This window comes from Pseudohalocynthiibacter aestuariivivens, from assembly GCF_018457175.1.
Lineage (GTDB): Bacteria > Pseudomonadota > Alphaproteobacteria > Rhodobacterales > Rhodobacteraceae > Pseudohalocynthiibacter > Pseudohalocynthiibacter aestuariivivens.
In genome coordinates, this window is record NZ_JAGFNU010000001.1 from 205,838 (window position 1) to 230,840 (window position 25,003).

At 52.4% G+C, this 25,003-nt stretch carries 38 protein-coding genes; 37 read left to right on the plus strand and 1 reads right to left on the minus strand.

The window, feature by feature from the left end; translation table 11 throughout:
• The first annotated feature begins 198 nt into the window (after window positions 1-198).
• The 34 genes from J4E70_RS00990 (at window position 199) to rplQ (ending at window position 22,006) form a co-directional block, all read left to right on the plus strand.
• Entirely contained in the window at window positions 199-1,083 is an 885-nt protein-coding gene (locus tag J4E70_RS00990) for a DMT family transporter (protein WP_247079687.1), read from the plus strand.
• Window positions 1,080-1,904, plus strand: coding sequence for a glycosyltransferase (locus J4E70_RS00995; RefSeq protein ID WP_213887201.1), 825 nt, complete (start codon window positions 1,080-1,082; stop codon window positions 1,902-1,904). Before J4E70_RS00990 ends, J4E70_RS00995 begins: the two co-directional genes overlap by 4 nt.
• Window positions 1,905-2,204: 300 nt before the next feature.
• Window positions 2,205-2,576, plus strand: a complete 372-nt coding sequence (gene rpsL / locus J4E70_RS01000; protein WP_035253348.1) for a 30S ribosomal protein S12 — start codon at window positions 2,205-2,207, stop codon at window positions 2,574-2,576.
• A 12-nt stretch (window positions 2,577-2,588) separates the two neighbouring features.
• Window positions 2,589-3,059 (plus strand): 30S ribosomal protein S7, encoded by a 471-nt coding sequence (rpsG, locus tag J4E70_RS01005; RefSeq protein ID WP_213887202.1) that lies wholly within the window; start codon window positions 2,589-2,591, stop codon window positions 3,057-3,059.
• A 21-nt stretch (window positions 3,060-3,080) separates the two neighbouring features.
• Window positions 3,081-5,198, plus strand: coding sequence for an elongation factor G (fusA, locus tag J4E70_RS01010; protein ID WP_213887203.1), 2,118 nt, complete (start codon window positions 3,081-3,083; stop codon window positions 5,196-5,198).
• Between the two features lie 46 nt (window positions 5,199-5,244).
• The gene (gene tuf / locus J4E70_RS01015; RefSeq protein WP_213887190.1) at window positions 5,245-6,423 is read left to right on the plus strand and encodes an elongation factor Tu; all 1,179 of its coding nucleotides are present in this window, start codon (window positions 5,245-5,247) and stop codon (window positions 6,421-6,423) included.
• 79 nt (window positions 6,424-6,502) lie between these two features.
• Window positions 6,503-6,811, plus strand: a complete 309-nt coding sequence (rpsJ, locus tag J4E70_RS01020) for a 30S ribosomal protein S10 (RefSeq protein WP_213887746.1) — start codon at window positions 6,503-6,505, stop codon at window positions 6,809-6,811.
• A 14-nt stretch (window positions 6,812-6,825) separates the two neighbouring features.
• Window positions 6,826-7,554 carry a 50S ribosomal protein L3 gene (gene rplC / locus J4E70_RS01025; protein WP_213887204.1) on the plus strand — a complete coding sequence of 243 codons (729 nt, stop codon included), beginning with the start codon at window positions 6,826-6,828 and terminating at the stop codon, window positions 7,552-7,554.
• The gene (gene rplD / locus J4E70_RS01030) at window positions 7,551-8,171 is read left to right on the plus strand and encodes a 50S ribosomal protein L4 (RefSeq protein ID WP_213887205.1); all 621 of its coding nucleotides are present in this window, start codon (window positions 7,551-7,553) and stop codon (window positions 8,169-8,171) included. The genes rplC and rplD overlap by 4 nt, the downstream gene beginning before the upstream one ends.
• A complete protein-coding gene (locus tag J4E70_RS01035) occupies window positions 8,168-8,464 on the plus strand; it encodes a 50S ribosomal protein L23 (protein ID WP_213887206.1) in 297 nt (98 codons plus the stop codon). The genes rplD and J4E70_RS01035 overlap by 4 nt, the downstream gene beginning before the upstream one ends.
• Before the next feature lie 152 nt (window positions 8,465-8,616).
• Window positions 8,617-9,459, plus strand: a complete 843-nt coding sequence (gene rplB, locus J4E70_RS01040) for a 50S ribosomal protein L2 (protein WP_213887207.1) — start codon at window positions 8,617-8,619, stop codon at window positions 9,457-9,459.
• 2 nt (window positions 9,460-9,461) lie between these two features.
• Window positions 9,462-9,740: a 30S ribosomal protein S19 gene (gene rpsS, locus J4E70_RS01045; protein ID WP_213887208.1), complete on the plus strand. Its 279-nt coding sequence runs from the start codon at window positions 9,462-9,464 to the stop codon at window positions 9,738-9,740.
• A gap of 5 nt (window positions 9,741-9,745) precedes the next feature.
• The gene (gene rplV / locus J4E70_RS01050) at window positions 9,746-10,126 is read left to right on the plus strand and encodes a 50S ribosomal protein L22 (protein WP_213887209.1); all 381 of its coding nucleotides are present in this window, start codon (window positions 9,746-9,748) and stop codon (window positions 10,124-10,126) included.
• Window positions 10,126-10,827: a 30S ribosomal protein S3 gene (rpsC, locus tag J4E70_RS01055; RefSeq protein ID WP_213887210.1), complete on the plus strand. Its 702-nt coding sequence runs from the start codon at window positions 10,126-10,128 to the stop codon at window positions 10,825-10,827. Before rplV ends, rpsC begins: the two co-directional genes overlap by 1 nt.
• 12 nt (window positions 10,828-10,839) lie before the next feature.
• Window positions 10,840-11,253, plus strand: a complete 414-nt coding sequence (rplP, locus tag J4E70_RS01060) for a 50S ribosomal protein L16 (RefSeq protein WP_213887211.1) — start codon at window positions 10,840-10,842, stop codon at window positions 11,251-11,253.
• A 93-nt stretch (window positions 11,254-11,346) separates the two neighbouring features.
• Window positions 11,347-11,553 carry a 50S ribosomal protein L29 gene (rpmC, locus tag J4E70_RS01065; protein ID WP_213887212.1) on the plus strand — a complete coding sequence of 69 codons (207 nt, stop codon included), beginning with the start codon at window positions 11,347-11,349 and terminating at the stop codon, window positions 11,551-11,553.
• 13 nt (window positions 11,554-11,566) lie between these two features.
• Window positions 11,567-11,797, plus strand: a complete 231-nt coding sequence (gene rpsQ / locus J4E70_RS01070; RefSeq protein WP_213887213.1) for a 30S ribosomal protein S17 — start codon at window positions 11,567-11,569, stop codon at window positions 11,795-11,797.
• 74 nt (window positions 11,798-11,871) lie between these two features.
• Window positions 11,872-12,240: a 50S ribosomal protein L14 gene (gene rplN / locus J4E70_RS01075; protein ID WP_213887214.1), complete on the plus strand. Its 369-nt coding sequence runs from the start codon at window positions 11,872-11,874 to the stop codon at window positions 12,238-12,240.
• Window position 12,241: 1 nt separating this feature from the next.
• Window positions 12,242-12,547, plus strand: a complete 306-nt coding sequence (gene rplX / locus J4E70_RS01080; RefSeq protein ID WP_213887215.1) for a 50S ribosomal protein L24 — start codon at window positions 12,242-12,244, stop codon at window positions 12,545-12,547.
• Window positions 12,547-13,107 (plus strand): 50S ribosomal protein L5, encoded by a 561-nt coding sequence (gene rplE, locus J4E70_RS01085; RefSeq protein WP_213887216.1) that lies wholly within the window; start codon window positions 12,547-12,549, stop codon window positions 13,105-13,107. Before rplX ends, rplE begins: the two co-directional genes overlap by 1 nt.
• 20 nt (window positions 13,108-13,127) lie before the next feature.
• Window positions 13,128-13,433 carry a 30S ribosomal protein S14 gene (gene rpsN, locus J4E70_RS01090; protein ID WP_213887217.1) on the plus strand — a complete coding sequence of 102 codons (306 nt, stop codon included), beginning with the start codon at window positions 13,128-13,130 and terminating at the stop codon, window positions 13,431-13,433.
• A gap of 13 nt (window positions 13,434-13,446) precedes the next feature.
• Window positions 13,447-13,839, plus strand: a complete 393-nt coding sequence (gene rpsH, locus J4E70_RS01095) for a 30S ribosomal protein S8 (protein ID WP_213887218.1) — start codon at window positions 13,447-13,449, stop codon at window positions 13,837-13,839.
• 10 nt (window positions 13,840-13,849) lie between these two features.
• Window positions 13,850-14,386 (plus strand): 50S ribosomal protein L6, encoded by a 537-nt coding sequence (gene rplF, locus J4E70_RS01100; RefSeq protein WP_213887219.1) that lies wholly within the window; start codon window positions 13,850-13,852, stop codon window positions 14,384-14,386.
• Window positions 14,387-14,398: 12 nt separating this feature from the next.
• On the plus strand, window positions 14,399-14,758 hold the full coding sequence (rplR, locus tag J4E70_RS01105; protein ID WP_213887220.1) for a 50S ribosomal protein L18: 360 nt from the start codon (window positions 14,399-14,401) through the stop codon (window positions 14,756-14,758).
• An 11-nt stretch (window positions 14,759-14,769) separates the two neighbouring features.
• On the plus strand, window positions 14,770-15,330 hold the full coding sequence (gene rpsE, locus J4E70_RS01110) for a 30S ribosomal protein S5 (protein WP_213887221.1): 561 nt from the start codon (window positions 14,770-14,772) through the stop codon (window positions 15,328-15,330).
• An 11-nt stretch (window positions 15,331-15,341) separates the two neighbouring features.
• Window positions 15,342-15,530, plus strand: a complete 189-nt coding sequence (gene rpmD / locus J4E70_RS01115; protein WP_213887222.1) for a 50S ribosomal protein L30 — start codon at window positions 15,342-15,344, stop codon at window positions 15,528-15,530.
• A 657-nt stretch (window positions 15,531-16,187) separates the two neighbouring features.
• Complete coding sequence (locus tag J4E70_RS01120; RefSeq protein ID WP_213887223.1) at window positions 16,188-16,574, plus strand: ectoine synthase; 387 nt, start codon at window positions 16,188-16,190, stop codon at window positions 16,572-16,574.
• Between the two features lie 164 nt (window positions 16,575-16,738).
• Window positions 16,739-17,224: a 50S ribosomal protein L15 gene (gene rplO / locus J4E70_RS01125; protein ID WP_213887224.1), complete on the plus strand. Its 486-nt coding sequence runs from the start codon at window positions 16,739-16,741 to the stop codon at window positions 17,222-17,224.
• Window positions 17,225-17,330: 106 nt separating this feature from the next.
• Window positions 17,331-18,686 carry a preprotein translocase subunit SecY gene (gene secY / locus J4E70_RS01130; RefSeq protein ID WP_213887225.1) on the plus strand — a complete coding sequence of 452 codons (1,356 nt, stop codon included), beginning with the start codon at window positions 17,331-17,333 and terminating at the stop codon, window positions 18,684-18,686.
• The gene (locus J4E70_RS01135) at window positions 18,683-19,324 is read left to right on the plus strand and encodes an adenylate kinase (protein WP_213887226.1); all 642 of its coding nucleotides are present in this window, start codon (window positions 18,683-18,685) and stop codon (window positions 19,322-19,324) included. The genes secY and J4E70_RS01135 overlap by 4 nt, the downstream gene beginning before the upstream one ends.
• A gap of 219 nt (window positions 19,325-19,543) precedes the next feature.
• Window positions 19,544-19,912: a 30S ribosomal protein S13 gene (gene rpsM / locus J4E70_RS01140; protein ID WP_213887227.1), complete on the plus strand. Its 369-nt coding sequence runs from the start codon at window positions 19,544-19,546 to the stop codon at window positions 19,910-19,912.
• Between the two features lie 11 nt (window positions 19,913-19,923).
• Window positions 19,924-20,313 (plus strand): 30S ribosomal protein S11, encoded by a 390-nt coding sequence (rpsK, locus tag J4E70_RS01145; RefSeq protein ID WP_213887228.1) that lies wholly within the window; start codon window positions 19,924-19,926, stop codon window positions 20,311-20,313.
• Between the two features lie 109 nt (window positions 20,314-20,422).
• Window positions 20,423-21,439, plus strand: coding sequence for a DNA-directed RNA polymerase subunit alpha (locus J4E70_RS01150; RefSeq protein ID WP_213887229.1), 1,017 nt, complete (start codon window positions 20,423-20,425; stop codon window positions 21,437-21,439).
• A gap of 141 nt (window positions 21,440-21,580) precedes the next feature.
• The gene (gene rplQ / locus J4E70_RS01155; protein WP_213887230.1) at window positions 21,581-22,006 is read left to right on the plus strand and encodes a 50S ribosomal protein L17; all 426 of its coding nucleotides are present in this window, start codon (window positions 21,581-21,583) and stop codon (window positions 22,004-22,006) included.
• Between the two features lie 62 nt (window positions 22,007-22,068).
• Here rplQ and J4E70_RS01160 read toward each other — a convergent pair whose 3' ends face one another.
• A complete protein-coding gene (locus J4E70_RS01160; protein ID WP_213887231.1) occupies window positions 22,069-22,257 on the minus strand; it encodes a hypothetical protein in 189 nt (62 codons plus the stop codon).
• Between the two features lie 78 nt (window positions 22,258-22,335).
• On the opposite strand from J4E70_RS01160, the gene J4E70_RS01165 reads away from it, so the two are divergent.
• The 3 genes from J4E70_RS01165 to J4E70_RS01175 all read left to right on the plus strand — a co-directional run bounded on the left by J4E70_RS01165 (window position 22,336) and on the right by J4E70_RS01175 (window position 24,985).
• A complete protein-coding gene (locus tag J4E70_RS01165; protein WP_213887232.1) occupies window positions 22,336-22,947 on the plus strand; it encodes an autoinducer binding domain-containing protein in 612 nt (203 codons plus the stop codon).
• A 62-nt stretch (window positions 22,948-23,009) separates the two neighbouring features.
• A complete protein-coding gene (locus tag J4E70_RS01170) occupies window positions 23,010-23,597 on the plus strand; it encodes an acyl-homoserine-lactone synthase (protein WP_213887233.1) in 588 nt (195 codons plus the stop codon).
• 74 nt (window positions 23,598-23,671) lie between these two features.
• The gene (locus tag J4E70_RS01175) at window positions 23,672-24,985 is read left to right on the plus strand and encodes a replication-associated recombination protein A (protein ID WP_213887234.1); all 1,314 of its coding nucleotides are present in this window, start codon (window positions 23,672-23,674) and stop codon (window positions 24,983-24,985) included.
• Window positions 24,986-25,003 lie beyond the last annotated feature (18 nt).

Here is a 25,003-nt window from a genome sequence, read left to right on the forward strand (position 1 = left end):
CTGGCTTGATGTGGCGCGCAGCTGATTACTTTTGCATGTGCAGGCCAACGCGTGTATCGGCAACGCGTAGCTATTATTTTGTTCAGGTCCCCGAAAGAGTCCCTTAGAATTTGAAATTTTGGCAAATCGAGCGGGGCAATAATTGCAAAGAGTCCAAAGCCATTGCTGGTGGGCGTAAAAAGCGAAAGCAGAATAAACGTGGCAATCCTCAGCGATAATGCACGTGGTGCAATTCTGATGATGGCGAGCATGATCGCCTTTACCCTGAACGACACCTGCTTCAAGGCTTTGTCAGATGAACTACCGCTCTTTCAAGCTCTGCTTATTCGGGGTGTCGTGACAATGGTTTTGCTTTTCGGGATAGCCTGGGGAATGGGTGCGCTTCGTTTGCGGTTACCAAAGGCAGACTGGGGGTTCATCGCGCTCAGAACGATTGCCGAAATTGGCGCCGCATATTTCTTCCTGACGGCATTGTTTAATATGGAAATTGCCAATGTCACCGCCATTTTGCAGGCGCTTCCACTAACGGTAACCTTGGCAGGCGCCGTTTTTCTTGGAGAGGCGGTTGGCTGGCGTCGCTTGCTTGCCATTCTGGTTGGCTTTGTGGGTGTTATGCTGATCGTACGTCCGGGCCCCGATGGTTTCAATAGTTATGCGGTTTACGCGTTGATTGCTGTCGCCTTTGTTACGATGCGCGATCTTGCATCGCGGAGATTGTCAAAAAATGTGCCATCGTTGGTAGTAGCGTTGGCCGCTGCTGCGGGGGTCACTTTGTTTGCTGCGATCGGGACCTTTTCTGAGCAATGGGTACCTGTGAGCGAATTGGCAGCGCTGCAATTAATGGGGGCATCTTTTTTCATAATTGGCGGATATTTATTCAGCGTAATGGTGATGCGTGTTGGTGACATCGGGTTTGTTGCGCCGTTCCGATACACAGGACTTCTATGGGCGCTAATCATGGGATTTTTTGTTTTTGGTGATTGGCCAGACCCTATTACACTATTGGGGGGTGCGATTGTTGTTGCGACAGGGATTTTCACATTTTACCGTGAACGCAAATTAGCAAAAAGGGAAAGAGGGTGACATCTGAAGTTCAAGTTTTGGGGCTGTGTCGTTTTTCATACCCCGCACCTATTGATTCATTTCAGACTCGCCATAAAACCCTGGAAGACCGAAAAGCGATGCTTTACTCGCCCGAGAGGTTGGAACTGCGGTGTTTCTGGTTTGAACAAATTACCTTGCCTTCATTGCTCGCGCAGACCGACCCCGATTTTACACTCCTAATTTTGTTTGGTGACGATTTTCCAGAACCTTACCGAAGCCGAATTCTGAAGCTGGTTGAAGGCGTGAAGCAAATCAAACCCGTTTTCCGGGCATCGGCACCGCATCGCGACGTGTATCGGGAAATTATGCAGGCAGAGCGAAGATTTGAATCGCGTGCTGTGGCAGAGTTTCGGTTAGATGATGACGATGCGGTGGCAGTTAATTTTGTTGCTCAAACACGCACCAGATTTAGACAGGTTGCACCAGTGTTTGAGAGTGCTGAGCGAATGGCGATGGATTTCTCGCGCGGCGTAATCATCAGCGCCAAACCCGAAGGTGTTGAGTTTTTGCCTGTAATCACGCGGTTCTGGTCGGCTGGCTTGGTTGTATTTTTCAAGCCAGAGCATGATCGTTCGGTGATGGATTTTCCGCACCAGCAAATTTGGAAACGGATGCCTGCTGTCTCCTTCAATCAAAGCATTATGTATTTACGTGGAATGCACCGCACCAACGACAGCAAAGTTCGTACCAAAGGGAACGGTCGTTTCATCTTGCCGGAAAAAGAACTCGCTTCAAAGCTTAGACAACGGTTTCGGGTTGAAAAGGATCGTTTTGTGACAGGAGTCACACCGCTTCTTTAAGAAACTGCAATCTTAGAACAAGGTAGAATATGCAATAGTCGCGATTGCGGTCACAATGTCTGAACCGTTGCTGTTGACAAGCTCTGCGACTCCCCATATACGGCGGCCACTTGGGCAGGGTGTATTCCCGTTATTGCCTTAATCAGAACTGAAGTGGTCAAGATCCGGGCTAGCGCTCCGATCCTCTGAATGCCCACCGCGTCGTTCCCAAAAAATGGGGGCGAATGTGGTTTTTGCGCTGTGCGGACGCGTATGAGCGCGTGAATTTGAAATGTGTTGCAACACGGGGAATGAACCGGAATGCCAACGATCCAACAGCTGATCCGCAAGCCGCGGCAGCCGAAAGTAAAACGCCAAAAGTCCATGCACCTGCAGGCTTGTCCTCAGAAACGTGGAGTGTGCACCCGCGTCTATACAACGACGCCGAAGAAACCAAACTCTGCTATGCGGAAAGTTGCCAAGGTTCGTTTGACCAATGGCTTCGAGGTGATTTCGTACATCCCAGGTGAAAGCCACAACCTTCAGGAGCACTCTGTGGTTCTGATCCGTGGCGGTCGTGTAAAAGACCTTCCCGGTGTGCGTTACCACATCCTTCGCGGTGTTCTGGATACCCAGGGCGTCAAAGACCGTAAGCAGCGTCGTTCGAAATACGGCGCTAAGCGTCCTAAATAAGGAGAGGCCGAGATGTCCCGTCGTCACGCCGCTGAAAAACGTGAAGTTCTGCCGGACGCCAAGTATGGCGACCGCATTCTTACTAAATTTATGAATAACCTGATGGTCGACGGCAAGAAATCCGCCGCCGAGCGTATCGTTTACAATGCGTTTGAACGCGTTGAAGACAAGCTGAAGCGTGCACCGGTTGAAGTTTTCCACGAAGCTCTGGACAACATCAAACCTTCTGTTGAGGTTCGGTCGCGCCGTGTTGGTGGCGCAACCTACCAGGTGCCAGTTGAAGTGCGCCCAGAGCGCCGCGAAGCTTTGGCGATCCGCTGGTTGATCATTGCTGCACGCAAGCGCAATGAAAACACAATGGAAGAACGTCTTGCTGGTGAACTGCTTGATGCAGTCAACACACGCGGTACGGCCGTGAAAAAACGTGAAGACACACACAAGATGGCAGAGGCAAACAAAGCCTTCAGCCATTACCGCTGGTAAATCTGGCCAAGGACTGACCCAATGGCACGCGAATACCCCCTCGACCGTTATCGTAATTTCGGGATCATGGCGCATATCGATGCAGGTAAAACCACCTGTTCGGAGCGTATCCTGTACTATACCGGGAAATCTCATAACATCGGCGAAGTGCACGATGGCGCTGCAACCATGGACTGGATGGAGCAGGAGCAGGAGCGTGGCATCACGATTACTTCGGCTGCGACCACGACTTTCTGGGAACGTACTGAAAACGGTGTCGATGCGGAAACTGAAAAGCATCGTCTGAACATTATCGACACGCCAGGTCACGTTGACTTCACAATCGAAGTTGAACGTTCTTTGGCTGTGCTTGACGGTGCTGTTGCTGTTCTTGACGCCAACGCTGGTGTTGAACCGCAGACAGAAACCGTCTGGCGTCAGGCTGACCGCTACAAGGTTCCGCGTATCGTTTTCGTCAACAAGATGGACAAAATCGGCGCAGACTTTTTCAACTGCGTCGAAATGATCAAAAGCCGCACTGGCGCAATCCCTTGCCCAATTCAGTGCCCGATTGGCTCAGAGACAGAGCTTGAGGGCATCGTAGACCTGGTCACCATGCAAGAGTGGGTGTGGGCTGGCGAAGATCTGGGTGCGACCTGGGAACTGCGCGAGATTCGCGACAGCCTTAAAGACAAGTGCGAAGAAATGCGCACAACCATGATCGAGCTCGCCGTCGAGATGGACGACGACGCCATGGAAGCTTACCTTGAAGGTAACGAGCCTGACGTCGCGACCCTGCGCAAACTGATCCGTAAGGGTACTCTTTCGATGACGTTTATTCCGGTTCTGGCTGGATCTGCGTTCAAAAACAAAGGTGTGCAGCCTCTGTTGAACGCAGTTGTGGATTATCTGCCAAACCCGCTGGATGTTATTGACTACATGGGTTTCCGTCCTGGTGACGAAACAGAAACACGTGATGTTCCGCGTCGCGCGGATGACAACATGCCGTTTTCCGCTTTGGCGTTTAAAATCATGAACGACCCATTTGTCGGCTCGCTGACGTTCACCCGGATTTACTCGGGTAAGCTGAGCAAGGGCGACACCATGCTCAACTCTACCAAGGGCAAAAAAGAGCGTGTGGGCCGTATGATGATGATGCACTCGATCAACCGTGAAGAGATCGAAGAAGCATTTGCAGGCGACATCATCGCGCTGGCAGGTCTGAAAGACACCACAACAGGTGACACGATCTGTGCCGTAAATGATCCTGTTGTTCTGGAAACCATGACCTTCCCAGATCCGGTTATCGAGATTGCGGTTGAGCCAAAAACCAAAGCTGACCAGGAGAAAATGTCTCAGGGTCTTGCGCGTTTGGCGGCCGAAGATCCATCCTTCCGTGTGGAAACTGACCTCGAAAGCGGCCAGACCATCATGAAAGGCATGGGCGAGCTTCACCTCGACATTCTGGTTGATCGTCTGAAGCGTGAATTCAAAGTCGAAGCTAACATTGGTGCGCCTCAGGTGGCTTACCGTGAAACCATCGGCCACGAAGCTGAAATTGACTATACCCACAAGAAACAATCTGGTGGTTCTGGTCAGTTTGCACGCGTTAAAATGGTTATTTCGCCAACACAGCCTGGCGAAGGTTATTCATTCGAGTCAAAAATCGTCGGGGGTTCTATTCCAAAAGAATACATTCCTGGTGTTGAAAAAGGCATCAAGTCAGTTATGGACTCTGGTCCTCTTGCTGGCTTCCCGGTTATCGACTTTAAAGTTGCTCTGATCGATGGTGCTTTCCATGATGTGGACTCCTCAGTTTTAGCGTTTGAAATCGCTGCTCGGGCCGCCATGCGTGACGGTTTGAAAAAAGCTGGCGCGAAAATGCTGGAGCCGATCATGAAGGTCGAAGTGGTTACTCCGGACGACTACACTGGTGGCATCATTGGTGATCTTACGTCTCGTCGTGGTCAGGTGCAAGGCCAGGACAGCCGCGGGAATGCGATTGCGATCGAAGCATTTGTTCCACTGGCAAACATGTTTGGCTACATCAACACCTTGCGCTCTATGTCTTCGGGCCGCGCAAACTTCTCGATGCAGTTCGATCACTACGATCCGGTACCGCAAAACATCTCTGACGAAATTCAGGCGAAATACGCGTAAGGCGGGGACCGCCCCCCTTCACGCACACAGTTAACAGGAGGCCAACATGGCTAAGGAAAAGTTTGAACGAACAAAACCGCATTGCAACATCGGCACGATTGGGCATGTTGACCACGGCAAGACGACGCTTACGGCTGCGATCACGAAGCAGTTCAGCGACAATTTCAAAGCGTATGACGAGATTGACGGCGCGCCTGAAGAGAAGGCCCGTGGTATCACCATTTCAACAGCGCATGTTGAGTATGAGACCGAAGCGCGTCACTACGCCCACGTCGACTGCCCAGGCCACGCTGACTATGTGAAGAACATGATCACCGGTGCGGCGCAGATGGATGGCGCCATTCTGGTTGTGAACGCGGCTGACGGCCCTATGCCACAGACCCGCGAGCACATTCTGCTTGGCCGTCAGGTTGGCATCCCGTCAATGGTTGTCTTCATGAACAAAGTTGACCAGGTCGACGATGAAGAGCTTCTCGAGCTGGTTGAAATGGAAATCCGCGAACTTCTGACCGAGTACGGCTATCCTGGCGACGATATCCCAATCATCGCGGGTTCTGCCCTGGCGGCTCTGGAAGACCGTGACCCGGAAATCGGCAGCGAGAAAATCGCAGAGCTGATGGCCGCTGTTGACGCGTATATCCCACAGCCTGCACGTGCGATTGACCAGCCGTTTCTGATGCCAATCGAGGATGTGTTCTCGATCTCTGGTCGCGGTACTGTTGTTACGGGTCGTGTTGAGCGTGGCGTCGTGAATGTGGGCGACGAGATTGAAATCGTTGGTATCCGTGACACGAAGAAAACCACCTGTACCGGTGTTGAAATGTTCCGCAAGCTGCTTGACCGTGGCGAAGCCGGCGACAACATCGGCGCACTGCTGCGCGGCATTGACCGCGAAGGTGTTGAGCGTGGTCAGATCCTGTGTAAGCCAGGTTCCGTTAAGCCACACACCAAGTTCGAAGCCGAGGTCTATATTCTGACCAAGGAAGAAGGTGGCCGTCACACGCCGTTCTTTGCGAACTACCGTCCACAGTTTTACTTCCGTACGACGGATGTGACGGGCACGGTTGAGCTTCCGGCAGGCACCGAGATGGTGATGCCGGGCGACAACCTGAAGTTCAACGTTGAACTGATCGCCCCGATCGCGATGGAAGAAAAACTGCGCTTCGCCATCCGCGAAGGCGGTCGGACCGTAGGCTCCGGTGTCGTGTCCAAAATTATCGAGTAATAAGACCTCCGGGTTCGACGTGGGGCGGGGAATGATCCCCGCTCCACCTATCAACTCTAACGCCGCGAAAGGCTCAGAAATGACAAGCCAAAACATTCGCATTCGGCTGAAGGCATTTGACTACCGTGTACTGGATGCCAGCACACAGGAAATCGTCAATACTGCCAAGCGTACCGGCGCCCAAGTGCGTGGGCCGATTCCGCTGCCGAACAAGATTGAGAAATTCACGGTTCTCCGTGGTCCTCATGTTGACAAAAAATCCCGCGATCAGTTCGAGATCCGGACGCACAAACGTCTGCTCGACATTGTCGACCCGACACCGCAAACCGTTGACGCGCTGATGAAGCTCGACCTCGCTGCCGGTGTTGACGTCGAGATCAAGGTATAAGGAGCCATACTGAAATGCGCTCTGGTATTATCGCAAAGAAAGTCGGCATGACCCGGCTTTTCATGGAAGACGGGAAGCAGATTCCTGTAACCGTTCTCCAACTCGACGGCCTTCAGGTGGTTGCGCAGCGTACCGCCGATAAAGATGGCTATTCCGCAGTTCAGCTTGGTGCTGGAACGGCGAAAGCGAAACGCACATCCAAAGCGATGCGTGGCCATTTCGCAGCCGCTAATGTAGCACCGAAACGCAAAGTTGCAGAGTTTCGCGTCAGCCCCGACAATCTGATCGGTGTGGGCGAAGAAATCTCGGCCGAGCATTTCCTTGAGGGTCAGAAAGTTGACGTGTCCGGCACGTCAATTGGTAAGGGCTTTCAGGGTGCAATGAAGCGCCATAACTTTTCGGGTCTTCGGGCGTCTCATGGTGTGTCGATTTCGCACCGTTCGCACGGCTCGACGGGTCAGTGTCAGGACCCTGGCAAAGTGTTCAAGGGCAAGAAAATGGCCGGTCATATGGGCGCAGTCCGTGTTACCACTCAAAACCTTGAAGTTGTACGCACCGACGCCGACCGTGGTCTGATCATGATCAAGGGCGCGGTTCCGGGTTCTAAAGGTGGCTGGGTCACAGTAAAAGATGCTGTGAAAAAGAAATTGCCTGATGGCGTTCCTTTTCCAGCGGCTCTGAAATCGGCTGCGGCACCGGCGGAAGCGCCTGCCGAAGCTCCGGAAGGAGGGGCTGAAGAATGAAAACGGATGTAATCACTCTCGACGCAGGCAAAGCCGGCACCGTAGATCTCGATGATGCGATCTTTGGTCTGGACCCACGCGCTGACATTCTGCACCGTGTGGTCCGCTGGCAGCGCAACAATGCGCAGGCTGGAACCCATAAGGTGAAAACCCGGTCCGAGACCAGCTATTCGACCAAGAAGATCTATCGCCAAAAAGGCACCGGCGGCGCACGTCACGGTGACCGGAATGCGCCGATCTTCCGCTCGGGTGGTATCTACAAAGGTCCGACACCGCGCAGCCACGGCCACGACTTGACGAAGAAATTTCGCAAGTTGGGCCTACGTCATGCATTGTCTGCAAAGGCAAACGCCGGCGAACTGGTTGTGATTGACACAACAAACCTGAAAGAGGCGAAAACCTCTGTTCTGGCGAAAGCTGTCAAGGAACTGGGTTGGAAACGCGCGTTGATTATCGACGGGGCAGAGGTGAACGAAAATTTCGCTCGCGCCGCTCGTAACATCGAAGGCCTGGATATCCTGCCATCGATGGGTGCAAATGTTTATGACATCCTGAAGCGTGACACGCTTGTGCTCACGAAAGAAGGGGTCGAAGCACTGGAGGCTCGTTTGAAATGAGCGCGAAAGCAGAACATTACGATGTGATCCGCAAGCCGATCATCACGGAAAAAGCAACTATGGCTTCTGAAGCCAACGCTGTTGTCTTTGAGGTGGCGATTGACGCGAACAAACCACAGATCAAAGAAGCTGTTGAAGCTTTGTTTGGTGTAAAGGTTAAAGCGGTCAACACTTCCATTGCCAAAGGTAAGACCAAGCGGTTTCGCGGTCAGCCCGGCAAACGGAAAGATGTGAAAAAAGCTTATGTTACCCTTGTTGAGGGAAACACTATCGACGTCTCGACAGGCCTCTGATAGTAAGCACCGAATCTGCGCAGCCCCGGTTCGCCCGGGGCTGACGCTATTTTAGGACGGGGACCTTTGGGGCCCTATAGATCGGGCACCTTCGGGGGCCTAAACACAGTCAGGCTAGAGAGTCTGGCATAGCTAAACGGAAGACAGAAAGCATGGCACTAAAGTCGTATAAGCCGACGACGCCAGGCCAGCGTGGGCTGGTGCTGATCGACCGTTCGGAGCTTTGGAAAGGTCGTCCTGTTAAGTCTCTCACTGAGGGTCTGAGCAAAAAGGGCGGTCGGAACAATACCGGACGGATCACAATGCGTCGTCGTGGTGGTGGCGCAAAGCGTCTCTATCGTATTGTTGATTTCAAACGGAACAAGTTTGATGTGGCAGCCACCGTTGAGCGGATTGAATACGATCCGAACCGGACTGCCTTTATCGCGCTGGTTAAGTATGAAGATGGCGAGCAGGCATATATCCTTGCGCCACAGCGTTTGGCTGTTGGGGACAAGGTTATCGCTTCTGCAAAGACCGATATCAAACCTGGGAACGCAATGCCGTTTTCGGGAATGCCAATCGGTACGATCGTACACAACATTGAGTTGAAAGAAGGCAAAGGCGGCCAGATCGCCCGTGCAGCCGGTACTTACGCCCAGTTTGTCGGTCGTGATGGTGGCTACGCTCAGATTCGTCTTTCTTCGGGCGAGCTTCGCATGGTGCGCCAGGAATGCATGGCGACCGTCGGTGCCGTGTCGAACCCAGATAACTCTAACCAGAACCTCGGTAAAGCTGGCCGGAACCGCCATAAAGGTATCCGCCCATCCGTTCGGGGCGTGGTTATGAACCCGGTTGATCACCCACATGGTGGTGGTGAAGGCCGGACATCTGGTGGTCGTCACCCGGTTACACCGTGGGGCAAGCCTACCAAGGGTGCACGCACCCGTAACAAGAACAAGGCGTCCAGCAAGCTGATTATCCGCTCGCGTCACGCTAAGAAAAAGGGCCGGTAGTTATGTCGCGTTCTGTATGGAAAGGGCCTTTTGTCGACTCTTATGTGCTTAAGAAAGCCGAAAAGAGCCGCGAATCCGGCCGCAGCGAAGTGATCAAAATCTGGTCGCGCCGCAGCACAATTCTACCCCAGTTTGTTGGTCTGACCTTTGGTGTCTACAACGGCCACAAGCATATCCCCGTAAACGTGTCTGAAGACATGATCGGTCAGAAGTTCGGTGAGTACTCACCCACCCGGACTTACTATGGTCATGCTGCTGACAAAAAAGCGAAGCGGAAGTAAGAGCCATGGGTAAAGAGAAAAACGCACGCCGCGTGGCTGACAACGAAGCATTTGCAAAATCAAAAATGCTTCGCACGTCACCGCAAAAGCTGAATCTGGTTGCTGCGATGATCCGTGGCAAGAAAGTGGACAAAGCGCTTTCTGATCTGACTTTTAGTAAAAAGCGGATCGCCGCTGATGTAAAGAAATGTCTGCAATCTGCCATCGCAAACGCAGAGAACAACCACAACCTGGATGTGGATGAACTCATCGTTGCTGAAGCTTATGTAGGCAAAAACCTGACCATGAAACGTGGTCGTCCACGCGCACGTGGCCGGTTTGGCAAAATTCTGAAGCCATTCGCCGAGCTGACCATTCTGGTACGGCAAGTTGAGGAGCAAGCATAATGGGTCATAAGGTTAATCCAATTGGCATGCGCCTCCAGGTCAACCGTACCTGGGACAGCCGCTGGTATGCAGACACGAAAGACTATGGCGATCTTTTGCTTGAAGACCTGAAAATCCGGGAATTCATCAAAAGCGATTGCAAGCAGGCTGGCATCAGCCGTGTGATCATCGAACGTCCGCATAAAAAATGCCGTGTCACGGTTCACACCGCACGTCCTGGTGTGATCATCGGTAAAAAAGGCGCGGACATCGAAGGTCTTCGCAAGAAACTGGCAGCGCTGACTGCTTCGGAACTGCACCTCAACATTGTTGAAGTTCGCAAACCCGAGCTTGATGCACAGCTCGTAGCTGAAAGCATTACGCAGCAGCTCGAACGCCGTGTTTCTTTCCGCCGTGCGATGAAACGCGCAGTGCAGAACGCGATGCGCATGGGTTCCCTTGGTATTCGTGTTAACGTTGCTGGCCGTTTGGGTGGTGCCGAGATTGCGCGGACTGAATGGTACCGCGAAGGACGCGTTCCACTGCACACACTGCGTGCCGACATCGACTACGCCACTTCAGAAGCGCTGACTGCCTATGGCATCATCGGGGTTAAAGTCTGGATCTTCAAAGGTGAGATCATGGAGCACGACCCAAGCGCCCGTGAGCGTAAGCAACAGGAACTCCAGGAAGGCCCCGCACCACGCGGGCCCCGCCGCTAAGGAGATAGTAAGATGCTGCAACCAAAGCGCACAAAATTTCGCAAACAGCACAAAGGCCGTATCCACGGTGAAGCAAAGGGCGGATCAACTCTGACCTTTGGCACCTATGGCCTGAAGTCGACTGAACCTGAGCGCATCACCGCGCGTCAGATTGAAGCCGCGCGTCGTGCGATGACACGTCACATGAAACGTCAGGGCCGGGTCTGGATCCGGATTTTCCCAGACACCCCTGTGACATCGAAGCCAACCGAGGTTCGGATGGGTAAAGGTAAGGGCTCTGTTGACTATTGGGCCGCCAAAGTAAAACCCGGACGAGTCATGTTTGAGATTGACGGCGTGTCCGAATCTGTGGCAAGGGAAGCGCTCCGTCTGGCTGCGATGAAATTGCCGGTTAAGACCCGCACTGTCGTACGCGAAGACTGGTGAGTTTTTTATCGGACCCCCGGATGGTTTCGGGGGTTCGGTTTTTGTTGGAAAAGCGCCGACGGGTTCGGTGACTTCTGATGGAAGGATGAGGCGATGAACGCCCAAGAATTGCACGATAAGACCCCGGACCAGCTTCGTGAGGAGTTGGCCAACCTGAAAAAAGAATCGTTTAACCTTCGGTTCCAACAGGCCACCGGGCAAATGGAAAATACTGCGCGGATGAAAGCGGCTCGCCGTGACGCTGCGCGTGTAAAAACCGTACTTAACCAAAAAGCCGCTGCCGCGGCTGCAGAAGAATAAGGGAGCCTGAATAATGCCCAAACGTATTCTTACAGGCACCGTGACAAGCGACCAGAACGAACAAACCGTAACGGTTTCCGTTGAGCGTCGCTTTACACACCCTGTGCTTAAGAAAACTATTCGTCGGTCCAAGAAATACCGGGCCCACGATGCTAAGAACGAATTCAAGACTGGCGATATTGTCCGCATTCAGGAATGCGCTCCAGTCTCGAAAAACAAACGCTGGGAGGTTCTGGGCGCGTAAGCAACCAGACCTTTCGGTTTTATCGAAACCCTGGGGAATAACCTTAAAGGTCCCCACAGGTCGGGAGAAACCACATGATCCAGATGCAGACCAATCTGGATGTCGCTGACAACTCTGGCGCTCGCCGTGTTCAGTGCATCAAGGTTCTGGGTGGTTCCAAGCGTAAATACGCTTCCGTTGGCGACATCATCGTCGTCTCGGTTAAAGAAGCCATCCCACGCGGTCGCGTGAAAAAAGGCGATGTCCGTAAGGCCGTTGTCGTACGTACCGCTAAAGAAGTCCGTCGTGACGACGGCACCGCGATCCGGTTTGACCGGAACGCAGCAGTTATTCTCAACAATGCAAACGAACCAATTGGTACCCGTATCTTTGGGCCAGTCGTTCGTGAGTTGCGCGCGAAGAACTTCATGAAGATCATCTCGCTCGCACCGGAGGTGCTGTAAGATGGCCGCTAAATTGAAAAAAGCCGACAAAGTTGTTGTTCTGGCTGGCAAGGATAAGGGTAAAGAGGGCGTTATCGTCAGTATCGACCCAAAATCCGGAAAAGCTGTGGTTGATGGTATCAACCTTGCAGTTCGCCACACACGCCAGACCCAAACGTCACAAGGTGGCCGCGTGCCGACAGCCTTGCCTGTTCAGCTCAGCAATCTTGCGCTGATTGATAGCAAGGGCAAAGCGACGCGTGTTGGCTTCCGCGTGGAAGATGGCAAAAAAGTCCGTTACGCCAAATCAAACGGGGAGACTGTCTGATGCTTGATACAGCAAATTACACCCCGCGCCTAAAAGCGTTGTACAAAGAAACGATCTGTCCCGCGCTGATGGAAGAATTTGGTTACAAAAACGCGATGATGCTGCCCAAGCTCGACAAAATCGTGTTGAATATGGGTATCGGTGACGCTGTTAAAGACACCAAAAAGGTGAAACTCGCAGAAGACGAGATGACCCTTATTGCGGGTCAGAAAGCTGTCACCACCAAGGCTAAAAAGTCGATCGCTGGTTTCCGCGTCCGTGAAGAAATGCCGCTGGGGTGCAAAGTAACCCTGCGTGGCGAACGGATGTATGAATTCCTGGATCGCCTGATCACCATCGCGATGCCCCGTATCCGCGACTTCCGCGGTGTTTCAGGAGCATCCTTCGACGGTCGTGGCAACTATGCCATGGGCCTTAAAGAGCACATCGTTTTTCCAGAGATTGATTTCGACAAAGTCGATGAGATCCGTGGGATGGATATTGTGATTGCCACAACCGCGAAAACCGACGCGGAAGCTAAGGCGCTGTTGAAAGCTTTCAACATGCCCTTCAACAGCTGATCGCGGGAGGAAAGTAAGACATGGCTAAGAAAAGCATGATCGAGCGCGAGAAGAAGCGTCAGAAGCTGGTGGAAAAATATGCCACCAAGCGTGCTGAGCTTAAAGTGATCGCGAATGACGAGAGCAAGCCGATGGAAGAGCGTTTCAAAGCGCGCCTGAAGCTGGCTAAATTGCCGCGCAACTCTTCGGCGACACGGTTGCACAACCGCTGTCAGCTGACGGGCCGCCCTCACGCTTATTATCGTAAGCTGAAGGTATCGCGGATCGCGCTGCGGGAACTTGGCTCTGCGGGCCAGATCCCCGGCATGGTGAAATCAAGCTGGTAACGGAGAGAACGATATGAACGATCCTATCGGCGATATGCTCACCCGTATCCGGAATTCCCAGATGCGCGGTAAGTCCACCGTCAGCACACCTGCCTCCAAGCTTCGCGCTTGGGTTCTGGATGTGTTGGCTGACGAAGGTTATATTCGTGGTTACGAGTCCACGACTGATAAAAATGGCCACCCGGCCATTGAAATCAGCCTTAAATATTTCGACGGCACTCCTGTCATTCGCGAGCTGAAACGGGTTTCGACCCCTGGTCGCCGCGTTTACATGGGCGTCAAAGACATCCCATCGGTCCGTCAGGGTCTGGGTGTCTCAATCGTCTCCACACCAAAGGGTGTGATGTCGGATGCATCTGCACGTTCTGCCAATGTTGGTGGCGAAGTGCTCTGCACCGTATTCTAGGGAGGTCTGCATGTCTCGTATCGGTAAGAAACCAGTCGAGCTTGTAGCGGGTGTATCTGCATCTGTCTCTGGTCAGACGATTGAAGTGAAGGGCCCTAAGGGTACCCGGAGCTTCACCGCAACTGATGATGTCACCATCACGGTTGAGGAAAACAATGTAACAATTGCGCCGCGTGGAAATTCCAAACGCGCGCGGCAGCAGTGGGGCATGTCACGCACCCAGATCGCCAATCTGGTGACCGGGGTGACGAAAGGCTTCACAAAAGAACTAGAGATCAACGGTGTTGGTTATCGTGCGCAGATGCAGGGCAGCAATGTTCTGAAGCTGAGCCTTGGCCTCAGCCATGAAGTCAACTTTGAAGTGCCGGCAGATGTGACTGTCACCGCTCCGAAGCAGACTGTCATTATTGTTGAGGGCATCGACGAACAAAAAGTTGGTCAGGTTGCAGCAGACATTCGTGAATGGCGCAAGCCCGAGCCTTACAAAGGCAAAGGCATCAAGTACAAAGACGAATATATCTTCCGTAAGGAAGGTAAGAAGAAGTAAAGGACCCAGGATATGGCAAACAGCAAAAGAACACTGTTTCTGAAGCGCCGCCTGCGCGTTCGGAACAAACTGCGGAAAACTGCAAACGGGCGTCCGCGCCTTTCGGTTCATCGCTCGAACAAAAATATCAGCGTGCAGCTGATTGATGATGTGAACGGCGTAACACTCGCGTCAGCTTCTTCTCTCGAGAAGGACCTGGGCATTGTTGGCAAGAACAACATCGAAGCTGCAACAAAAGTGGGCTCTGCAATAGCGAAGCGTGCTAAGAAAGCTGGTGTTGAAGACTGCTACTTTGATCGTGGCGGCTTCCTCTTTCATGGGAAAGTTAAGGCTCTGGCCGATGCTGCTCGTGAAGGCGGACTGAAGTTCTAAGGAGACGATAGATGGCAAGAGAACCAAATACCCGGGGTGGACGTCGCGATCGCGATGAAACACCGGAATTCGCCGATCGTCTCGTAGCGATCAACCGTGTGTCGAAAACTGTTAAAGGTGGTAAGCGTTTTGGCTTTGCTGCTTTGGTGGTTGTTGGCGACCAAAAGGGCCGCGTCGGTTTTGGTAAAGGTAAAGCCAAAGAAGTACCCGAAGCGATCCGCAAAGCGACAGAACAAGCCAAGCGTCAGCTTGTGCGCGTTCCACTGCGCGAAGGTCGTACACTCCACCACGACATCGAAGGCCGTCATGGCGCTGGTAAAGTTGTGATGCGGACCGCACCACAAGGTACCGGTATCATTGCTGGTGGTCCGATGCGTGCGGTATTCGAGATGCTCGGTGTGCAGGACGTTGTTGCGAAGTCTATCGGCTCGCAAAACCCCTACAACATGATCCGTGCAACCATCGACGGGCTGAAAAGCGAAGCGAGCCCACGTATGGTAGCGCAGCGCCGCGGTAAGAAGGTAGCGGAAGTTCTTCGCAAGCCTGAAACCGAAGCCGCAGCGGAAGCCTGAGGAGAAGACCCATGGCAAAAACCATCGTTGTAAAACAAATCGGCTCTCCGATCCGCCGTCCGATCAAACAGCGTCAGACGCTGATCGGTCTTGGCCTTAACAAGATGCACAAAACCCGTGAACTGGAAGACACACCAGCAGTACGCGGCATGGTTGCTAAGATTTCGCATATGGTTGAGATTATCGAAGAAAAAGGCTGAGCCTTTTCGGATAGAAAACGGAAAGACGCCCTCGGGAAACCGGGGGCGTTTTTTGCATTGGTGCAAGCAGCAATGGCGCTTGCCCGTAAAGTTTGCCAACAAACAGCGAATCAATTATAAGTTGTTAATAATTTGTTAAATCGCCTTTATCGCGCAATCTTTTTTAGAGGGGAATATGAAAAATCTTGTGCTGGTTCTAATTCTGTGCAGCCCAACGTTCGCAGTTGGAAGTTTTGCCGCAACTTCTACTTCTGCACGTACTTCAATCGAAGAGAGTGAAATTGGGCACAGCGGCGGGTGTCGCAAATCATCCCCACCGGGACGATGTTGTCACGCGGGATCTCGACCCTATCACTGTCACTAAATGAATATGACCCGAAAAAAGATCGTTGATGATCTAGCCCAGAGCGATTTCAAAGCGTTCGAGCTTTTCGAATTGGGTTTCTCCCGGTGTTATTGGGCGGGCCGCCGCAAATCCAATCAAAGGGATTGCATCTCGAGCCGCCCAATAGCGCACTAATTGTTAGCGAGACATTGTCTGATCGAAGTGTTCTGAGACTTCAATTTAAATCAGTACCTTTAGTGTTCGGCTAAGGCTTTTCATACGACCTCAATGATGATTAGTTTCGGTTTACTGCGTTAAACAGGAGACAGCTTATGATCGTCAGAAACCTCACATCCATCCTTGGCACCGATCGTCATGTTACGGGCGAAGCATTCGAGAGCCGCCGTATTCTCCTCGCGGATGACGGGCTGGGTTACTCACTGCACGATACGGTGGTGAAGGAGGGGAATGAACAGCACCTCCAATACAAAAACCATATCGAAAGCAACTATTGCGTCGAAGGTGAGGGCGAGGTGGTCAATGTTGCCACTGGGGAAGTACACCCTCTGGGCCCGGGCTCACTTTACACGTTGGACAAACATGATGCGCATATCCTGCGTGCGACCAGGGGAGATATGCGCCTGATATGCGTTTTTACGCCTGCTCTTTCCGGGCACGAAGTACATGACGACGATGGGGGCTATCCTGCGTCAGAGTAATCACCGACGTTGGGTCCGGTATCTGATGGGATAGTGCTTGATCGCAGCTATTATCCCGTTTATACGCCCCCGGTGGTCTTCTTGACCACGAGAATCAAAATCAAGAAAAGCCGTGTTTGGCCCGCTTACGCTTCAGGGGCCATTTCCGGCATAGGAGAAGCGAAATGAAACTGAACGAACTGCACGACAATCCCGGTGCAACGAAATCCCGTAAACGTATTGGCCGCGGTCCTGGTTCCGGCACTGGTAAGACCGGTGGCCGTGGTATCAAAGGTCAGAAATCCCGTTCGGGTGTGGCGATCAAAGGGTATGAAGGCGGGCAAATGCCGCTCTACCAACGCCTGCCAAAGCGTGGCTTCAATAAACCAAACCGCAAGAAGTTTGCAGTCGTAAATCTTGGTTTGCTGCAAAAATTCATCGACGAAAAGAAGATCGATGCCAAGAAAGCGATTACCGAAGATGTGCTGGTCGACAGCGGTCTTGTACGTCGCAAGCTCGATGGCGTTCGTATTCTCTCCAAAGGCGAATTTAAAGCCAAGGTTGACCTCACAGTGACCGGCGCCTCCAAGTCGGCGGTCGAAGCCGTGGCTAAGGCCGGTGGCTCTCTGACGGTCACAACTCCGGCAGCAACGGACGCGGCAGCTGAATAAGCGCTTGTGAGCGGCGCTTGTGCCGCTTACATACATTTAAGTTTTCCCAGCGCCGCCTTCCGGAAAACCGGACTGGCGGCGTTTTTAATGACAGAGAGGCCCATAAATGGCATCTGCGGCAGAGCAAATGGCGTCAAACATGAGCTGGGGTGCCTTTGGCAAGGCAACCGAGCTACGCCAGCGCATTCTTTTCACAATCGGTTTGCTTATAGTTTATCGGCTGGGCACCTATATTCCGGTTCCGGGCATCGACGGCGTCGCGCTTCGCGAATTTATGGAACAGGCCGCCAGCGGTATCGGCGGTATCCTGTCAATGTTTACGGGTGGTGCCTTGTCCCGGATGGGGATATTCGCACTCGGCATCATGCCCTATATTTCGGCGTCGATCATTATCCAGCTTTTGACAGCGATGGTTCCAAAGCTTGAGCAGCTGAAAAAAGAGGGTGAACAAGGCCGCAAAAAGATCAACCAATATACCCGCTACGGTACCGTGGCTTTGGCAACGTTCCAGGGGTATGGGCTGGCGGTTAGTCTTCAGGCGGGTGACCTTGCGCTAAATCCGGGTTTCGAATTTATTGCATCTACCATGATCACACTGATCGGGGGCACGATGTTCCTGATGTGGCTGGGTGAACAAATTACCGCACGGGGTATCGGTAACGGTATTTCGCTGATCATCTTTGTTGGTATTATTGCCGAGGTTCCAGCCGCGCTTGCGCAATTCCTAAGCCAGGGGCGCTCCGGTGCTATTTCACCAGCGGTGATCGTTGGTGTTCTGGTCATGGTTGTGGTCGTCATTGCATTCGTCGTGTTCATGGAACGCGCTTTGCGCAAAATCCACATCCAGTATCCGCGCCGTCAGGTTGGTATGAAGGTATACGATGGTGGTTCGTCACACCTGCCCGTGAAGGTGAACCCTGCAGGTGTTATTCCTGCCATCTTCGCCAGTTCTTTGCTTTTGTTGCCAACGACACTCGCGACCTTCTCGGGTAGCCAGACCGGGCCAATCATGGCGACGATCCTTGCCTACTTCGGACCAGGACAGCCGCTTTACCTGCTGTTCTTTACAGCGATGATCGTTTTCTTCACGTTCTTTTACACCTTCAATGTGTCGTTTAAGACCGAAGACGTGGCCGACAACCTTAAGAATCAGAATGGTTTTGTTCCGGGGATTCGGCCTGGCAAGAAGACAGCAGAGTATCTGGACTTTGTCGTGACCCGCCTTTTGGTTCTGGGTTCGGCTTATCTTGCGGCAGTTTGTCTCCTTCCAGAGATTTTGCGTTCACAATTGGCCATTCCCTTTTACTTTGGCGGCACCTCGGTTCTGATCGTCGTTTCCGTAACGATGGATACGATCCAACAGGTACAGTCGCATCTGCTGGCGCACCAGTATGAAGGGCTGATTGAAAAATCTCAGCTCCGCGGCAAGAAGCGCGGGAAAAAAGGGACGACTAGAAAATGAACATTATCCTTCTCGGCCCACCGGGCGCTGGTAAAGGAACCCAAGCCCGTAAATTGGTAGACGAGAGGGGCATGATTCAGCTCTCTACAGGTGACATGCTGCGCGAGGCAAAGACCTCGGGAACTGATATGGGTAAAAAGGTCGCCGCGATCATGGATTCGGGCGAACTTGTGACCGATGAGATTGTGATCGGTCTGATCGAGGAAAAGCTCAAAGGCGAAAATGGCGGCGGCTTCATCTTTGATGGTTTCCCACGCACTTTGGCTCAGGCGGATGCGCTTGCAGAATTGTTGGACAAGGTTGGTCAATCGTTGGAATGCGTGATTGAAATGCGTGTGGATGATGACGAACTTGTGCGTCGGATTACCGGGCGTTTCACCTGTGGTAACTGTGGCGAAGGTTATCATGACGAGATGAAGATACCCGCGGTCGAGGGAACCTGTGATAACTGCGGAGCACAGGATATGAAGCGCCGCGCTGACGACAACGAAGACAGCTTGCGCACTCGACTGATGGAATATTACAAAAAAACATCGCCGCTGATTGGCTACTACTACGCTAAAGGCAAGCTTAAAGATGTTGATGGTTTGGCAGCGATTGACGAAGTGGCAAAATCAATCAGCGACGCTTTGGCCTAAGGGTCTGACAAGCAAGTTGTAGAAAGTACCTATTCTCGCTTGACGTGAATGGGAAAACCCCATATTTGGCACTATCCCAAAAGAGGGAATCGGCACGGATTCGGATAATTCGATTCAGCCGTTTGAGATTCAGCTGTGGCCCGCGGGTTTTCGCCTCGGGCCCATGTTGTGAAAAAAGGTTCTGGAATTACGGAGCCGCAACAAAAAGGAAAGCAACACGTGGCACGTATTGCCGGCGTAAACATCCCGACCCATAAACGGGTCCCGATCGCCCTGACTTATATTACCGGTATCGGTAACACATCTGCGAAATCTATCTGTGAAGCCGTTGGAGTCGACCCCGCACGCCGGGTGAACGAACTCTCGGATGCCGAAGTTCTGGCGATCCGCGAACACATCGACGCGAACCACAAAGTTGAAGGCGACCTGCGCCGTGAAGTTCAGATCAACATCAAACGTCTGATGGATCTGGGCTGCTATCGCGGTCTGCGTCATCGCCGCAACTTGCCGGTTCGCGGCCAGCGCACCCACACCAACGCTCGTACTCGCAAAGGTCCTGCAAGGGCCATTGCTGGTAAGAAGAAATAGGGGGCGGATCAATGGCACGCGAAAAGACTCGTACTAAGAAAAAAGAGCGTAAGAATATTGCCTCTGGTGTTGCGCATGTGAACAGCTCATTCAACAATACTAAAATCCTGATCTCCGACGTCCAGGGCAACGCGATTGCCTGGTCATCAGCCGGGACTTGCGGCTTTAAAGGGTCGCGGAAATCCACACCTTATGCAGCTCAGATGGCTGCAGAAGATGCGGGCCGGAAAGCTCAGGATCATGGTGTTAAGACCCTTGAGGTCAATGTTCAGGGGCCGGGTTCGGGCCGTGAATCTGCACTGCGCGCTTTGGCTGCGATCGGTTTGAACATCACGTCAATCCGTGATGTGACCCCAATTGCACACAACGGCTGCCGCCCACCAAAACGGCGCCGCGTCTAATATTTCTTTGCTTGGGCTGCGTGGTGAGCACGCGGCCCAAACACGTCTTTTTACCTCGGGCGTTTCTGTCTTGGGACATGAGCCAGAAACTTGAATGGAGGCGACACGCATGATCCACAAAAATTGGGCCGAATTAATTAAGCCAACACAGCTTGATGTGAAGCCGGGCAATGACCCGTCACGTCAGGCAACTGTTATCGCCGAACCGCTGGAACGCGGTTTTGGTCTGACACTTGGCAACGCGCTGCGCCGCGTCCTAATGTCGAGCCTGCAAGGCGGAGCCATCATCAGTGTTCAGATCGACAACGTTCTGCACGAGTTTTCGAGTGTTGCTGGTGTACGTGAAGACGTAACCGACATTGTTCTGAACCTCAAAGGCGTTGCGATCCGTATGGAAGTCGAAGGGCCAAAGCGCCTTTCAATTTCCGCGAAAGGCCCGTCGGTTGTTACCGCTGGCGATATTTCGGACAGCAGTGGCATTGAAATCCTGAACAAAGATCATGTGATCTGTCACCTCGATGATGGTGCGGATCTGTTCATGGAACTGACGGTAAACACCGGCAAAGGTTATGTTTCGGCAGAAAAGAACCGTCCAGAGGACGCACCTATTGGCCTCATGCCAATTGATGCGATCTTTTCACCGGTTAAGAAAGTATCCTATGACGTGCAGCCGACCCGCGAAGGTCAGGTGCTCGACTATGACAAGCTGACACTGAAGCTGGAAACCGATGGTTCCATCACGCCTGACGATGCGGTGGCGTATGCCGCACGCATTCTGCAGGACCAACTATCGATCTTTGTGAACTTTGATGAGCCCGAGTCAGCGACACGCGCTGACGAAGATGACGGTCTAGAGTTTAATCCGCTGCTTCTGAAGAAAGTGGATGAACTTGAACTGTCAGTTCGCTCTGCGAATTGTCTGAAGAACGACAACATCGTTTATATCGGTGATCTGATCCAGAAAACCGAAGCTGAAATGCTGCGCACACCGAACTTTGGCCGTAAATCTTTGAATGAAATCAAAGAAGTGTTGTCAGGTATGGGCTTGCACCTCGGTATGGACGTTGAAGAATGGCCACCAGAAAACATCGAAGACCTGGCAAAGAAATTCGAAGATCAGTTCTGAGTTGACTAAAAGGGGGTCGTCGCTTAAATGGCCCCCGAAAATGCCCGCAATAGCTGGGAAAATATGGGCATACTGCCCCAAGGAGAGCGGCGCAGGACCAGCGACCGCCAGACAAAGCAAAATAGAAGTAGGAGATAAGAAATGCGTCACGCGAGAGGCTATCGCCGCCTGAACCGCACCCATGAGCACCGCAAGGCTCTGTTCGCCAACATGGCGGGATCGCTCATTGAACATGAACAAATTAAAACGACCGTTCCAAAAGCAAAAGAGCTTCGCCCGATCATCGAAAAACTGATCACGCTGGGCAAGCGCGGTGACTTGCACGCGCGTCGTCAGGCAGCAAGCCGTTTGAAGCAGGATGCTTATGTTTCGAAATTGTTTGAGGTGCTTGGCCCTCGTTACAAAGAACGCAACGGTGGGTATGTCCGTATTTTAAAAGCCGGTTTCCGGTATGGAGACATGGCGCCGATGGCAATCATCGAATTTGTTGACCGCGACCCGGCAGCAAAAGGTTCGGCAGATAAAACACGCGTTGCCGAAGAAGAGGCAGCGCTCGACGCTGAATAACTCAGATCGACGTAAAACAAAAACCCCGCCAGATGGCGGGGTTTTTTGTTTTCAGAACCAGCTCAACTGTAGCTGGGTTCATTCTGCAACGGGGATCGCATTGCAGCAATCGATGATTCGATATTTTCAATGAGATCGTTCAATTGGCCCTCCCCGATCGGTGTCGCACCAAGAAATTCCAGCAAATCGTGCCTGGCGCTGTCCGGAAGTGTCATCAATTTAGCAAATAAATCGGGATTGATCGTGTTCACAACACATCTTTCTTTTGATTCTTGTCAGCGTGTTCAATTTAAGGTTGACGAATTTTCGATCAACTTGTCTAAAAAGACATGTCCTCTAAGCTAGGTGTAGATCTTGAACTCCATAAACTGTCGCTGATTGCGCCGGCGGGGTACTTTATTGGACTGCACATTCGCTTTGCTGCACCGTTGATGTCTTTTCAGACATATAACCAGCAGTGGTTGGATCATTACACCGAACAAGGTTATGCGCTGCGGGACCCGACGATTGCATGGGGATTCAGCACGGTTGGGGTAAGCCGATGGAGCGAACTGGGTATTCCAGATCCATTCGGCATTCTTGAAGAAGCAAAAACCTTTGGTTTGACATTTGGTATGTCTGTGTCCTGTGGGGAAATCAGCTCGCGTACAATTGCGAGCTTCGCCCGTACGGACCGGGAATACACCGAAAGCGAAATGGAACAGATTTCGCTCATAATTCGTCGGCTTCACGATATCACGGAGCCGCCGGAGAGCCTTACTAAGGCTCAGATCGAGGCCCTGCGGTGTATAGCGGCAGGCGATCGACATGCGGCGGCAGCCGCCAAACTGAATATTTCAGAAAGCGCACTAAAGGCCAGATTGACTGCGGCTCGTCAGCGACTGCTCGCTCGTACAACCGCAGAGGCCATACAACGCGCTAAAGACTACAGGCTGCTATAACCGGATGTCATCACTGTTTGCTGTCAGGGCTTAGGGGTATTTCAACCAAGCTGGAGACTGCCATGCAAACCACAACACTATCTTTCGAAAACATGCATAACCACGGGGAACTTTTTGCGAACCTTTTTCGCGCAAGAAAGCAATCCTTTATTGTGCAGAAAAACTGGAACCTGCCTGAAGCATTGGGAATGGAGTATGATCAATATGACACTCCGGCAAGTCGTTGGATTGCGATCCACGAATTTGGCGAAGTCTATGCTGGTATGCGGCTGACCCCGACAAATGCGCAATGCGGGATTTACAGTTACATGATCCGGGATGCGCAACGAGGGCTTTTGAATACGATCCCTCAGGATCTGCTTTATGATGAAGCGCCTATAGACGCGCACACATGGGAAAGTACCCGTGTATTCGTGTCGCACAACACGCCTCAGCGGATTCGTCGTCGTGTACACGCCTATATGGTTATGGCGATGCTTAAATCGGCGCGTGAACTTGGGGCAACCCGGCTTATCGCACTAACCGCTGCAAACTGGCCGCGTTGGTTTGGCCGGTGCGGTCTTGAGGCTTCGGCAGCAGGTCGGGAGATGTTCATTGGTGACGGTGACTACCAATGTGTATCGATCGATCTGGCATCGAAGCTGCACTAAGCAAACGGGCCTTCCGGAATATCGGGAGGCCCAATTCGCTTTTAACTTTCTGTCAGCGCGCATAGATTTGCCGTATGGCAGATCTGTTTGACTCATTTCAAAGCTCAGCCCCGGCAGATGCACCGCGTCCGCTGGCAGACAGGTTGCGACCAAAAAAGCTATCTGAAGTCATTGGACAAGATCATATTTTGGGTCCTCAAGGCCCGCTTGGAACTATGCTGGCCTCTGGTAGCTTGTCTTCGCTCATTTTCTGGGGCCCTCCGGGAGTTGGCAAAACAACGATCGCCCGTTTGCTGGCCAATGAAACGGAAATGGCTTTTGTCCAGATCAGTGCAATTTTCACCGGTGTTCCCGACCTGAAGAAAGTTTTCGAGTCTGCGCGGATGCGCCGAACGAACGGGCAGGGCACTTTGCTGTTTGTTGACGAAATACACCGTTTCAACAAAGCGCAGCAGGATGGGTTTCTTCCTTATATGGAAGATGGGACGATCCTTTTAGTAGGCGCAACTACCGAAAATCCTTCCTTTGAGCTGAACGCAGCGCTGTTGTCGCGTGCGCAGGTCATGGTGTTGGAACGTCTATCGTTAGGTGATCTCGAAAGATTAGCGCAACGAGCAGAGAAAGAATTGGCCAATGGTTTGCCGCTTGATGGTCCCGCGCGCGAAGCCTTGCTGGAAATGGCAGATGGCGATGGGCGAGCATTGCTCAATTTGATTGAACAAGTCACCGCTTGGAAAACCGAAAGTAAGATCAACAAGGAAACGCTGGCCAAACGGTTGATGCGGCGTGCAACGAAGTACGACAAAAGCGGTGATGAACATTTTAATCTTATCTCCGCACTCCATAAATCTGTGCGCGGATCGGATCCTGATGCGGCACTTTACTGGTTTGCCCGGATGCTGACGGGGGGAGAAGACCCACGCTATCTCGCGCGTCGCGTGACACGCATGGCGGTGGAAGACATTGGCCTTGCTGATCCGCAGGCGCAGACGATTTGCCTTCATGCCTGGGAAACCTACGAAAGGCTTGGAAGCCCTGAAGGTGAACTGGCGCTCGCGCAAGCAGTGGTTTACTTGGCATTGGCCCCAAAATCGAACGCGGCCTATGTCGGGTACAAATCAGCAATGCGCGCAGCGAAGGAAACTGGATCAGAGCCACCACCGAAGCATATCCTGAACGCGCCCACAAAATTAATGAAGGATCAGAAGTATGGTGATGGGTACTCCTATGATCACGACGCCGAAGCAGGGTTTTCAGGGCAGAACTATTTTCCCGAGGAAATGAAGCGTGGCATTTACTACCAACCTGTTGAACGTGGTTTTGAGAGAGAATTGAAACGCAGGCTCGATTACTTTGCAAAACTACGTTCAAAGCGACAGGGCGGTTGACTCTGCCTCTGTGACGCG